Here is a 12,955-nt window from a genome sequence, read left to right on the forward strand (position 1 = left end):
ATGCTTCGCGTCGTTTTCCATCGCCCCCTTTCAGCCGTGCTCTCGTTTCTGCTGAAGCTGCGCACTCGCGCCCAAACGCTGTTCCGCCTGTCGGACGCCCATACGATGCTGATCTGGTCGGCCATCGTCGGCGTCGGCGGCGCCTTTGCCACGATGGCGTTCCGCGAAGGCATCGACCTGATGCAGCACCTGATCTCGGGGCACAGCGGCAGCTTCGTGCAGATGGCGAAGCGCCTGCCGTGGTACGTGCGGTTCTGGATGCCGGCCGCGGGCGGCTTCCTTGCCGGCTGCGTGCTGCTGCTCGCGACGCGCGGCGACCGGCAGGCCGCCAAGACCGACTACATGGAATCGGTCGCGCTCGGCAACGGCGTCGTACCGGTGCGGCAGAGCCTGTGGCGCAGCCTGTCGTCGCTGCTGACGATCGGCAGCGGCGGCTCGATCGGCCGCGAAGGGCCGATGGTGCAGCTCGCGGCGCTCGCCGCGTCGCTCGTCGGCCGCTTCGCGCACTTCGACCCGCCGCGCCTGCGCCTGCTGGTCGCTTGCGGCGCGGCGGCCGGCATCACGTCCGCTTACAACGCACCGATCGCCGGCGCGTTCTTCGTGTCGGAAATCGTGCTCGGCACGATCGCGATGGAGAGCTTCGGGCCGATGGTCGTCGCGTCGGTCGTCGCGAACATCGTGATGCGAGAATTCGCCGGCTACCGGCCGCCGTACGAGATGCCGGTGTTTCCGGCCGTGACGGGCCCCGAGGTGCTGCTGTTCGTCGTGCTCGGCACGCTATGCGGCGTGCTGGCGCCGCAGTTCCTGCATCTGCTCGACGCGTCGAAAGCGCAGTTCAAGCGGCTGCCTGTGCCGCTGCCCGTGCGGCTCGCGCTCGGCGGCCTCGTCGTCGGCGTGATCTCGGTGTGGATTCCGGACGTGTGGGGCAACGGCTACAGCGTCGTGAACCACATCCTCCATTCGCCGTGGACCTGGCAGGCGCTCGTCGCGGTACTCGTGTTCAAGGTGATCGCGACCGCCGCGACGGCCGGCTCGGGCGCGATCGGCGGCGTGTTCACGCCGACGCTGTTCGTCGGCGCCGTGTTCGGCTCGCTGTTCGGGCTCGCGATGGACGCGCTGTGGCCGGGCCATACGTCCGCGTATTTCGCGTACGCGATCGTCGGGATGGGCGCGTTCATGGCGGGCGCCACGCAGGCGCCGCTGATGGCGATCCTGATGATCTTCGAGATGACGCTGAGCTATCAGGTCGTGCTGCCGCTGCTGGTGTCGTGCGTGTTCGCGTATTTCGTCGCGCGCGCGACGGGCACGACGTCGATGTACGAGATCACGCTGCACCACTACCAGGACGCGCAGGAACGGCAGCGCCTGCGCACCACGCAGATGCGCGAGCTGATCCAGCCCGCGCAGACGGTCGTGCCGCTCACCGCGAGCGTCGCCGACATGACGCGCGTGTTTCTCGAATATCCGGTGAAGTACCTGTACGTGACCGACGACGCCGGGCGCTTTCGCGGCGCGGTCGCGCTGAAGGACATCACGTCGGACCTGCTCGACAAGCGCGACACGACCGACAAGACGGCCGCGCACTACGTGCATACGCCGTTTCCGCTGCTCACGCCCGACATGCCGCTCGCGACCGCGCTCGAGCGCTTCATGGCGTTCCAGGGCGAACGGCTGCCGGTGATCGAGAGCGAAGCCGAGCCGACGCTCGCGGGCGTCGTCTACAAGACGTCGCTGCTCGACGCGTACCGGCGGATGACCGGCGAGCGCTGACCGGCGGCCGCGCCGCCCCTCATCCCGCGCAACGCTTCCCGCCTCCTCCCGTCCGTTTCGGCCGGCGCGCGCCGACGTCGCGCCGCCTCTACCGCCGCACGTGTTTCAAAATATTTGCACGAGCGGAATTTCCGTTTTCTCGCCCGGAAAATCCTGCACGGAAAATCAACGCTCCATTGTTTCATTTCACCCGAATCAATAGAGTCGACTACCCAGAAAATAAAAAATAAATTACCTATCCTTCGTCGTTGCAGCGATTGAAAACCAGTCAGGCATTTAAAAATTACAAAAATCAAACTTCCGCTGCAAAACAATCGATTCAAAACCGTTACGAGGGAAAAATGGAAACCAGTTCCAGCTATTCAAGCACGCCCGCAATCTATGTGATTCCGGGCCAGGGAGATAGTCCGTCCGCCGCGTTGAAATCGCTTTACGAGCGAAGTCCGCCGGCCCGCGAATGCATCGACGAGACGCTCGACGACATCGAAGCCATACTGCGCGAGGAGCCCTACGATCACGAGCCGCGGCTGCTGCGAAACGTGCTGCTTGGAAATGCCTCGGCCGCCGTTCCCGTCGGCATCCCGCAACTGTCGGCATTCGCCACCGCGGTCTGCGTGCACCGCTTCCTCGAACGGCAGCACGTGTGGCCTGTTGCGATCATCGGCCAGAGCCTCGGCGAAATCGGCTCGCTCGTCTGCTCGGGCGTATGGTCCGTAGCCGACGGCGTGCGTGCCGTCCTCGCGCTCAACGACGCGTTCCGGCCGTTCGCGGGACGCGGCGGCATGACCGCGGTCGCGGCGTCGGAAACCGATACGCGGGCGCTCCTCGACGAAATTGCCCACGAGCGGCTGGTGCTCGCGTGCGTCAACGCGCCGCGACAGACGGTCGTCAGCGGCCCGCATACGGCGCTCGACACGTTGACCGCATTTGCGAGCCGCCGAGGTATCAAGCTGCACTCGCTGCCGATTCCGTATCCGGCTCACCATCCCGCGCTGTGGACGGCCGCGGATCGGTTCCACGATGCGATCGCGCGATTGCCGCGCAACCGCTTCCGTGTACCGGTCTATTCGGCCGTCGCGTGTCGGCGCTACACGGATACCGACGATATCGCCCGCGCGCTGGCGGACTGCTTCACCAAACCGTATTACATGCCGGCCGTGCTCGAGCACAGCCAGGTCGGGCGGGATTCGATCTATATCGACCTGAGCATGACCGGCATCATGAATCGCAGCATTAAAGCCGCGCTGCCGGATGCGCGAACTTATTCACCGACTCGCGAAACCGATTCATTCCCATTCAATTTAAATCATACGGGGGCCCTGCAATGAATGCATACCAACTGGAAAATGGCGGAATATCCGGATCACCGTCGGCCCGACCGACTATCGCACCCGAAATCGACGAAATCCGCGATACGCTTTCCGGTCTCACGACGCCAGACCATCGCCGTCTGCTGATCCAGTTGCTGTCGAGCGCGGACTTCGACAAGCCGCTCGATCGGCATTCGGTCGACCTGCATCGCTCGACCTACGATCGCCTCGTCAAGCTCGCCGGCAGGTTGCCGGCCGCGGCCGGCAACCTGTCCGACCCGTCGCTGCTGTCGGCGATCGCCGAATGGACGGCCGTCAACGATCCGTCGCTATGCATCGCCGCGCTGATCCACTACGGGCTCTGCATCGGTTCACTCGTCGAACTCGGCAAGGGCAACGCCCGTGCGGAGGAATACGCGAGCGAACTGGCGGCGGGCCGCAAGGTCGGCGCGTTCATGATCACCGAAATCGGCGGCGGCAACAGCCAGCTCGCCACCCGCGTCGAAGCGCGCTTCGACGCCGCCAGCCGGAGCTTCGTGCTGCACACGCCGGACGATGGCGCGCTGAAGTTCACCAACGTCGGCGTCAACGATCTCGACAAGCTCGGTATCGTCTGCGCACGCGTCATCGTCGACGAACGCGACTGCGGGGTTTTCGCGTTCGCGGTGGACTTGTCCACCCGCGAGGGCCCGCTGCCGGGTGTGCGCCTGTCCGCGCCCGCCGAAATCCCGCTGGTGCCGTTCGATTACGGCCTGGCCGGCTTCGACCGCGTGCGAGTCCCGTTCGATGCGTGGCTGGCCGACGGCGCGTCGATCGACACCGACGGACGGTTCCACGATCCGCTCGGTGACCCGAACGGCCGTCTCGTCCGCACGCTGACCGCGCCGGAAAACGTGTGGGCGATGGGCGCGATCGGGCTGGCCGCCGTATCGCGCACCTGCGTCGCCCAGGCGCTGCGTTACTCGACGCATCGCTCGAGCATGGCCCGCATCGCGCCCGAAACGTCTCTCATGCGGTACAGCACGCAGCAGCGTGCGCTGCTGCGCGCGCTCGCGACGTCGTACGTGATGACCTGCTTCGCGAACGAAGCCGCGCGCGAATGGGCGCTGGCGCTGCATGGTCGCGCGCAGCCGGATCGCACGGCTTCGTCGTTCATGATGTGGGCGCCGTGGAGTTCCACCAATCGCAAGCTCGCGCTCGTCAAGGCGCTGACCGCGTGGGCCGCCGAGGAAGTGGCCGCCGAATGCCGGCTGCGTTGCGGGGTGGCCGGCGATCTGCTCGTCAACCGGTATCTCGACTATCAGGGGCTCGGCCACGTGTTCAACGACGCGGGCGGCAACAACTTCCTGATTCTGCTCGACACGGCGCGCACGCTCGCGGCGGCGCCTGCCGCGTCGGCCGGATCGGATGAAGGCGGAAGCAACTGGCCCGAGGCAGCGCGTGATGCAATCGCCGCACTGCGGGCGCGCGAACGCCGACTGATCCGCTCGCTCGCCGATCAGGTCGACGACCGAACCGCAAGCGGCGTCGATTCGCTGGACGTCTGGAATCCGCTGTTGCCGCGTGCGCGCGATGCGGCGGAGGCCTACGGGCTGAATCTCGCGCTGGATGCCGCGCTGGCCGCGGCCGATGCGGTCGCGAGCGAGCCGGCGCGCGCATTGCTGCGGGATCTCGCCGCGCTGTTCGCGATCGATCGTGCGCAGCGGCACGGCGGCTGGCTGATCAGCGAAGGCGTGATGGACCCGTCAGGCTACCGGCAACTCGATGCGGCAACCGACGCGTTGTGCGCGCGCCTCGTTCCGCACGTCGACACCTTCGTCGAAGCATTCGGGCATCCGCACCCGGTCGTTCGGTCGCCGATCTCGGACCCGACGCACGACTATGCGGCGTCGCTGGCCCGCATGCTGCGTGTGCCGCCCGGCGCCCCGCACTGAACACCGCAGATCGCGACAGGCGTGCGCCGGCCGTCAGTCCGGCGCACGCCCCAGCACCACCCGCGCGAAGAATCCCGCGAGCACCGCTTCCGCCGCGTCGACCGACACGTGCTGCGGATCGGCCGTGTAGTACGACTGCACGCCGTCGCACAGGCACATCAGCCCGAACGCGAGCGTGTCGGCCGGCAGCAGCAGCGGCGTGCCCGACCGCTCGGCGAAGCGCTGGATGAATTCGGCCATCTGCACGCGCTTGCCGTGCAGGAACTGGTTGAAGCGCACGCGGAACTTCGCGTCGCGCGCGGCCTGCAGCTTCGCCTCGCCCCACAGCAGCGAGTATTCGTCGTCGCGAAACAGCGTCCGGTAATACGCGAGGGCCATCGATTCCATCTGCTCGCGCGTGCCGCCCCCTTCGAAAATCGCCTCGAAGTCGGCCTGCACCTCCGCGTGATTGCGCTCCAGCAATTCCAGCAACAGGTCGGACTTGCTGCGGAAATTCGAGTAGAACGCACCGCGCGTATAGCCGGCCGCCGCCGCGACGTCCTCGACGCTCGCGGCCACGTAGCCTTTCTTCAGAAAAATTCGATGCGCGGCTTTCAGCAGACGTTCGCGCGTCTGGTCCCTGCTCTGCTCGCGAGTTAAGCGCTGTGGTTTCATGACGCGCAGTCTAGCATCCCCTCCCTTTCAGATTCATCTTTGCATTCAAATACAGGTGTGTATTAGAATTCGCCACAGTTTCCGAAGATGTCGTTCGTCTGTCCGCGTGCGCCGGTGCCGGCGCCGCTAGGGGCAAGCGCCCGCCGCGCTTGCCGGCTTCGTACCGCTCCACCTCACCTGGGGGTTTCGTGAATCGCTCCGGTTCCCGCGCCGCGCTGCTGATCGGCGCCGCGCTCGTCCTTGCCGCCTGTCATCCGAAAGAATCCGCACCGCCCGCCCCGCGCCCCGTCGTCGCGCTGCCCGCACGGGCCGACACGCTCGCGGTCGCGCGCACGCTGCCCGGCGACATCCAGCCGCGCTACGCCACCCCGCTGTCGTTCCGCATCGCCGGCAAGATCATCGAGCGCCGGGTTCGGCTCGGCGATACGGTGAAGGTCGGCCAGGTCGTTGCGCTGCTCGATCCGTCCGACGCCGAGAAGAATGCCGCGAGCGCGCAGGCGCAACTCGATGCCGCGACGCACACCCTCACCTTCGCGAAGCAGCAGCTCGACCGCGATCGCGCGCAGGCCCGCGAAAACCTGATCGCGACCGCACAGCTCGAACAGACCCAGAACAGCTACGCGTCGGCGCTCGCGCAACGCGACCAGGCGCAGCAGCAGCTCGCGCTCGCGAAGAACCAGCTCCGCTACGCGACGCTCGTCGCCGATCATGCGGGCATCATCACCGCCGAACAGGCCGATACCGGACAGAACGTGTCGGCCGGCCAGCCGGTCTACCAGCTCGCGTGGTCGGGCGACGTCGACGTGGTCAGCGACGTGCCCGAAGCCGCGCTCGCCTCGCTCGCGCCCGGTCATACGGCCACCGTCACGCTGCCGTCGCTGCCGGGCCGCCGGTTCGCCGCGAAGGTGCGCGAAATCGCGCCGGCCGCCGATCCGCAAAGCCGCACCTATCGCGTGAAACTCACGCTCGGCGCGCCCGATCCGGCGATCCGGCTCGGGATGACCGCGGACGTCGCGTTCGACGGCGCGCCGGCCGCCGCCGATACGCAGCCGATCACGCTGCCCGCGACCGCGCTGTTCCACGACGGCGCGCAACCGGCCGTCTGGGTCGTGCGCACGAAGGACGACACGCTCGAACTGCGCCGCGTCGACGTCGCGCGCTTCAACGAGCGCACCGTCACCGTGTCGCACGGGCTGCAACCGGGCGAGCGCGTCGTGCTGCAGGGCGTGCATACGGTCAGCGCGGGCGAGAAGGTGCGCGCGATCGCGCCGCTGCACCCGGAGGACTTCGCATCGTGAGCGTCTCCCACGAAGAAGGCCGGTTCAACCTGTCCGCATGGGCGCTGCGCCACCAGGCGCTGGTCGTCTACCTGATCGCACTCGCGACGCTCGCCGGCATCCTCGCGTACACGCGGCTCGCGCAATCCGAAGACCCGCCGTTCACGTTCCGCGTGATGGTGATCCGCACTTTCTGGCCCGGCGCGAGCGCGCGGCAGGTACAGGAACAGGTGACCGACCGGATCGGCCGCAAGCTGCAGGAAACGCCGGCCATCGACTTCCTGCGCAGCTATTCGCGCCCCGGCGAATCGCTGATCTTCTTCACGATGAAGGATTCGGCGCCGGTGAAGGACGTGCCCGAGACCTGGTACCAGATCCGCAAGAAGGTAGGCGACATCGGCTATACGCTGCCGCCCGGCGTACAGGGCCCGTTCTTCAACGACGAATTCGGCGACGTCTACACCAACATCTGGACGCTCGAGGGCGACGGCTTCACGCCCGCGCAACTGCACGACTACGCGGACCAGTTGCGCACCGTGCTGCTGCGCGTGCCGGGCGTCGGCAAGGTCGACTATTTCGGCGACCCGGACCAGCGAATCTTCATCGAGGTCAACAACGCGCAGCTCACGCGCCTCGGCATCTCGCCGCAGCAGCTCGGGCAGGCGATCAACGCGCAGAACGACGTTTCTTCGGCGGGCGTGCTGACGACCGCCGACGATCGCGTGTTCGTGCGGCCGAGCGGCCAGTTCGACAACGTCGGCGCGATCGCCGATACGCTGCTTCGCATCAACGGCCGCACGTTCCGGCTCGGCGATCTCGCCACCGTCAGGCGCGGCTACGACGATCCGGCCGTCACGCAGATGCGCAGCAACGGCAAGGCCGTGCTCGGCATCGGCGTCACGATGCAGCCGGGCGGCGACGTGATCCGGCTCGGCAAGGCGCTCGACGCCGAATCGAGGGATCTGCAGGCGCAACTGCCGGCCGGCCTCAAGCTGACCGAGGTGTCGAGCATGCCGCACGCGGTCTCGCATTCGGTCGACGACTTCCTCGAAGCCGTCGCCGAAGCGGTCGCGATCGTGCTGGTCGTGAGCCTCGTGTCGCTCGGGCTGCGCACCGGGATGGTCGTCGTGATCTCGATCCCGGTCGTGCTCGCGGTGACGGCCCTCTTCATGTACCTGTTCGACATCGGGCTGCACAAGGTGTCGCTCGGCACGCTCGTACTCGCGCTCGGGCTGCTCGTCGACGACGCGATCATCGCGGTCGAGATGATGGCCGTGAAGCTCGAACAGGGCTACAGCCGCGCGCGCGCCGCCGCGTTCGCGTACACCAGCACCGCCTTCCCGATGCTAACGGGCACGCTCGTCACGGTATCGGGCTTCCTGCCGATCGCGCTCGCGAAGTCGAGCACGGGCGAATACACGCGCTCGATCTTCGAGGTGTCGGCGATCGCGCTGATCGCGTCGTGGTTCGCGGCCGTCGTGCTGATCCCGCTGCTGGGCTTCCACATGCTGCCCGAGCGCAAGCGGCACGCGCACGAGGCGCACCTGCCCGACGATCACGAGCACGACATCTACGACACCCGCTTCTACCGGCGGCTGCGCGGCTGGATCGACTGGTGCATCGAGCGGCGCTTCGTCGTGCTGCTGATCACGGGCGTCCTCTTCGTCGTGGCGATGATGGGCTTCTCGCTGGTGCCGCAGCAGTTCTTCCCGAGCTCCGACCGGCCCGAGCTGCTGGTCGACCTGCGGCTGCCCGAAGGCGCGTCGTTCGCGGCGACGCTGCGCGAGACCGAGCGTCTCGAGAAAGCGCTCGACAAGCGCCCCGAGATCGATCATTCGGTGAACTTCGTCGGCAGCGGCGCGCCGCGCTTCTACCTGCCGCTCGACCAGCAGCTGCAACTGCCGAACTTCGCGCAGTTCGTGATCACCGCGAAATCGGTCGAGGATCGCGAGAAGCTCGCGACCTGGCTCGAAACCACGCTGCGCGACAGGTTTCCTGCGGTGCGCTGGCGGCTGTCGCGGCTCGAGAACGGGCCGCCGGTCGGCTATCCGGTGCAGTTCCGCGTGAGCGGCGACAGCATCGCGACGGTCCGCTCGATCGCCGAGAAGGTCGCGGCGACGATGCGCGGCGATGCGCGCACGGTCAACGTGCAGTTCGACTGGGACGAGCCGGCCGAACGCTCGGTGCGCTTCGAGCTCGACCAGAAGAAGGCGCGCGAGCTGAACGTCACGTCGCAGGACGTGTCGAGCTTCCTCGCGATGACGCTGTCCGGCACGACCGTCACGCAGTATCGCGAGCGCGACAAGCTGATCGCCGTCGACCTGCGCGCGCCGCAGGCCGATCGCGTCGATCCGGCGAAACTCGCGGGCCTCGCGCTGCCGACGCCGAACGGCCCCGTGCCGCTCGGCTCGCTCGGCCGCTTCACGCCGACGCTCGAATACGGCGTCGTATGGGAGCGCGATCGCCAGCCGACCATCACCGTGCAGTCGGACGTGCGCGCCGGCGCACAGGGCATCGACGTCACGCATGCGGTCGACGCGAAGCTGAACGCACTGCGCGCGCAGTTGCCGGTCGGCTATCGGATCGACATCGGCGGTTCGGTCGAGGAAAGCGCGAAGGCGCAGACGTCGATCAACGCGCAGATGCCGCTGATGGCGATCGCCGTGTTCACGCTGCTGATGATCCAGCTGCAGAGCTTCTCGCGCGTGCTGATGGTCGTGCTGACCGCGCCGCTCGGGCTGATCGGCGTGGTCGCGACGCTGCTGCTGTTCGGCCAGCCGTTCGGCTTCGTCGCGATGCTCGGCGTGATCGCGATGTTCGGGATCATCATGCGCAACTCGGTGATCCTCGTCGATCAGATCGAGCAGGACATCGCGGTCGGTCACGGACGCGTCGACGCGATCATCGGCGCGACCGTGCGGCGCTTCCGGCCGATCACGCTGACGGCCGCGGCCGCCGTGCTCGCGCTGATCCCGCTGTTGCGCTCGAACTTCTTCGGGCCGATGGCGACTGCGCTGATGGGCGGCATCACGAGCGCGACCGTGCTGACGCTGTTCTACCTGCCTGCGCTGTACGCGACGTGGTTCCGCGTGAAGCGCGACGAACGCGACCCGCACGACGGCCCGCCGCCAGGCGGCAGCACGCCGGCCGCGCCGTCGGGAGCCTGACCATGGACCGATCGATGACCCTGAAAACCAAAGCCGTGCGAGCGCTCGCGATGGCGAGCATCGCCGGCCCGCTCGCGGGCTGCGCGTGGTTCGCGCCGAGCGGCGAGCCGCCCGCGATGCCGTCGCCCGCGCACTACGGCGCGGCGCCGCAAGTCGAGCAGACCGTGTCAGCGCTGGGTGTCGCGCAGCAGTTCGAGGTCGGCGCGCAGCCGGTGCCGGACTGGTGGAAGCAGTACCGTTCCGATGCGCTGAACGCGCTCGTCGACGAAGGGCTGCGCAACAGCCCGACGCTGAGTGCGGCGTCGCATTCGCTGGATGCCGCGCGCGAACAGTTGCGCGGGCAGATCGGCAGTTCGATGCTGCCGTCGATCGACGCGGTCGGCCAGGCCGCACGCCAGCGAGCGCTCGGCGTACCGATTCCCGCGCTCGGCGCGCAGACGCTGTTGTACGACACGTTCGTCGGGCAACTGCAGGCGAGCTACACGGTCGACCTGTTCGGCGTGTCGCGCTTCGCGAACCGCGCGCTCGCGAAGCGCGTCGACGTCAGCGCGTTCCAGCTCGAATCCGCGCGGCGCGCGCTGGCCGCGAACATCGTGACCGCGTCGATCACCGTGGCGGTGCTCGATGCGCAGATCGAGACGACCGAGCGGCTCGTCGCGCTCGCGAACGACCAGGCGCACGACGCCGAGCGCCGCCATGCGCTCGGTTCGGCTTCGCGCAGCGACGCGCTCAATGCCCGGCAAAGCGCCGACACGTTCGCGGCGAGCCTGCCCGCGCTGCGCCAGCAGCGCGACTCGGCGAGGCATGCGCTCGCGGTGTTGGTCGGCCGCACGCCCGACCGGCCGCCGGCCGATCTCGCGCTCGCCGATCTGCACCTGCCCGAACAGGTGCCCGTCGTCGTGCCGTCGGACCTGCTGCAAAGCCGCCCGGACATCCAGGCCGCCGACGCGGGGCTGAAGGCCGCCGCCGCCGAAGTGGGCCTCGCGACCGCGCAGATGTTTCCGCAACTGTCGCTGTCGGCGGCGATGGGCAAAGGCGGCTTCAGCTGGCCGACGATGCTGTCGGGCGCCGGCGCGATCTGGAACGTCGGCGCGTCGCTGAGCCAGCCGATCTTCCACGGCGGCGCGCTGCTCGCCCAGCGCCGCGCGGCGAAGGCGACCTACGAGGCCGCGGTCGACCAGTACAAGCAGGCGGTGCTCGGCGCGTTCCAGAACGTCGCCGATTCGCTCGCGGCGCTCGAGCACGACGCGCAGGCGCTCGACGCGTCGTCGCGCGCCGCGCTGTCCGCGCGTGGCGCCTACGACGACGCGGCCGCCCGCGTGCGGCTCGGCGCGCTGCCGCCGTCGGCCGCGCGCGCGAGCGAGTTGCAGTACCGCAACGCGCGGCTCGACGAGATTCGCGCGACCGGCGCACGGTTCGCGGATACCGCGCGGCTTTACCAGGCGATGGGCACGCCGCCGGCCGGCAACGGCGACGGATCCCGTAAAACCGCCGGCGCCGCCGGCAAGGACGCGCGCGCCGCCGCCACGCCCGAATCCGCCCCATCGGCGCAATAAGCCTCTTTCGATCGGACGTGCGTGCGGCGCCCCGCCGCGGCCGTCCGATCGCCGATCTTCCGCTTGACCCTCACGTAGCGTAACGTTCGAGACTCCAGTGTGCGCATAGAACGGAGGAACCAATGCGGCTGAAAGTGGGAGAACTGGCGAAACGCACCGGGCTGACCGTCCGCACGCTTCATCACTATCACGCAATCGGTCTGCTGACGCCTTCGGCGCGCGCCGACAACGGCTACCGGCTGTACGACCGCGACGACATCGCCCGGCTCCACCAGATCCAGGCCCTGCGTCGCTTCGGACTGTCGCTCGCCGAAATCGGCGATTACCTGAACCGGCCAGGCACCCCGCTCGTCGATCTCGTCGCAAAGCAGATCGCGTCGCTCGACCGCCAGCTCGCGCAGACCGCGCAGCTGCGCGAGCGGCTCCCGAGCCTGCATGCGCAGCTCGCGGCGGGCGCCGAGCCGGAACTGACCGATTGGCTCACCACACTGGAGTTGATGACCGTGTACGACAAATATTTCTCCGAGGAAGAACTCGCTCGCCTGCCGATGTACCAGAAGAGCCAGGCCGGCGACGCCGAATGGATCGCGCTCGTTGCCGAAGTGCGGGCGCTGCACGAAGCGGGCGTGCCCGCCGAGGACGAGCGCGTCCGTGCGCTCGCCGCGCGCTGGATGGCGCAGCTGGTACGCGACACGAACAACGATCCGCGCTTGCTCGCGAAGCTGAACCTGATGCACGAGCAAGAACCGTCGATGCAGTCGAAGATCGGCATTTCGACCGCGTTGCGCGACTACGTGCTGCGCGCTTCATCGGAAACGAAGATGCGGCTCTTCGAGAAGTACCTCGAGCCGGACGAGATTCGCTTCATGCGGGCGCACTACCGCGAACGCTCGATGGAATGGCCGCAACTGATGGCCGACGTGCGCGACGCGGTCGAATCGGGCGTGCAGCCCGATTCGCCGCAAGGCCGTACGCTCGCGCAGCGCTGGCTCGAGCTGTTCTGCAGCTATGCGGGCCACGATCCGGCCACGCACGCGAAATTTCGTCAGGCGCTGGCGAACGAGCCGGCGCTGTCGAAGGATTCGTGGGCCGACGACACGCTGATCGGTTTCGTGCGCGAAGCGATGGCGCAGCTGGCGCCGGTGCGCTGATCGCATGATGCGCGGGCGGCAAGCGGGTTTCCTGCTTGTCGCCCGTTTCACCATCGGCAGCCGGTACCGCCAACGTACCCGGCGCGTCCGGAGACGAACGCGCCATGATCGGCAAAACCGCGTGCCGCTGCGTGCC

8 protein-coding genes are annotated in these 12,955 nt (G+C 67.9%); 7 read left to right on the forward strand and 1 reads right to left on the reverse strand.

Annotated elements, in window-relative coordinates:
* The first annotated feature begins 36 nt into the window (after positions 1-36).
* The 3 genes from WT24_RS30185 (at position 37) to WT24_RS30195 (ending at position 5,014) form a co-directional block, all read left to right on the forward strand.
* Entirely contained in the window at positions 37-1,770 is a 1,734-nt protein-coding gene (locus tag WT24_RS30185; RefSeq protein WP_218921583.1) for a ClcB-like voltage-gated chloride channel protein, read from the forward strand.
* Positions 1,771-2,111: 341 nt separating this feature from the next.
* Positions 2,112-3,098, forward strand: coding sequence for an ACP S-malonyltransferase (locus WT24_RS30190; RefSeq protein ID WP_082742324.1), 987 nt, complete (start codon positions 2,112-2,114; stop codon positions 3,096-3,098).
* Entirely contained in the window at positions 3,095-5,014 is a 1,920-nt protein-coding gene (locus WT24_RS30195; protein WP_082742325.1) for an acyl-CoA dehydrogenase, read from the forward strand. Before WT24_RS30190 ends, WT24_RS30195 begins: the two co-directional genes overlap by 4 nt.
* 33 nt (positions 5,015-5,047) lie before the next feature.
* Here the strand turns inward: WT24_RS30195 and WT24_RS30200 are convergent, their stop codons facing one another.
* Positions 5,048-5,668, reverse strand: coding sequence for a TetR/AcrR family transcriptional regulator (locus WT24_RS30200; protein ID WP_059498858.1), 621 nt, complete (start codon positions 5,666-5,668; stop codon positions 5,048-5,050).
* A gap of 188 nt (positions 5,669-5,856) precedes the next feature.
* Between WT24_RS30200 and WT24_RS30205 the strand changes: the two genes are divergently transcribed.
* From WT24_RS30205 to WT24_RS30220, 4 genes are all read left to right on the forward strand, one after another.
* Positions 5,857-6,966 carry an efflux RND transporter periplasmic adaptor subunit gene (locus tag WT24_RS30205; protein ID WP_060036883.1) on the forward strand — a complete coding sequence of 370 codons (1,110 nt, stop codon included), beginning with the start codon at positions 5,857-5,859 and terminating at the stop codon, positions 6,964-6,966.
* A complete protein-coding gene (locus WT24_RS30210; RefSeq protein WP_060036884.1) occupies positions 6,963-10,112 on the forward strand; it encodes an efflux RND transporter permease subunit in 3,150 nt (1,049 codons plus the stop codon). The genes WT24_RS30205 and WT24_RS30210 overlap by 4 nt, the downstream gene beginning before the upstream one ends.
* 2 nt (positions 10,113-10,114) lie before the next feature.
* Positions 10,115-11,668: an efflux transporter outer membrane subunit gene (locus WT24_RS30215; RefSeq protein WP_059498855.1), complete on the forward strand. Its 1,554-nt coding sequence runs from the start codon at positions 10,115-10,117 to the stop codon at positions 11,666-11,668.
* A gap of 122 nt (positions 11,669-11,790) precedes the next feature.
* Positions 11,791-12,819 carry a MerR family transcriptional regulator gene (locus WT24_RS30220; protein WP_060036887.1) on the forward strand — a complete coding sequence of 343 codons (1,029 nt, stop codon included), beginning with the start codon at positions 11,791-11,793 and terminating at the stop codon, positions 12,817-12,819.
* The last annotated feature ends 136 nt before the right edge of the window (positions 12,820-12,955 follow it).

It is taken from the genome of Burkholderia sp. MSMB1078WGS (assembly GCF_001528895.1).
Lineage (GTDB): Bacteria > Pseudomonadota > Gammaproteobacteria > Burkholderiales > Burkholderiaceae > Burkholderia.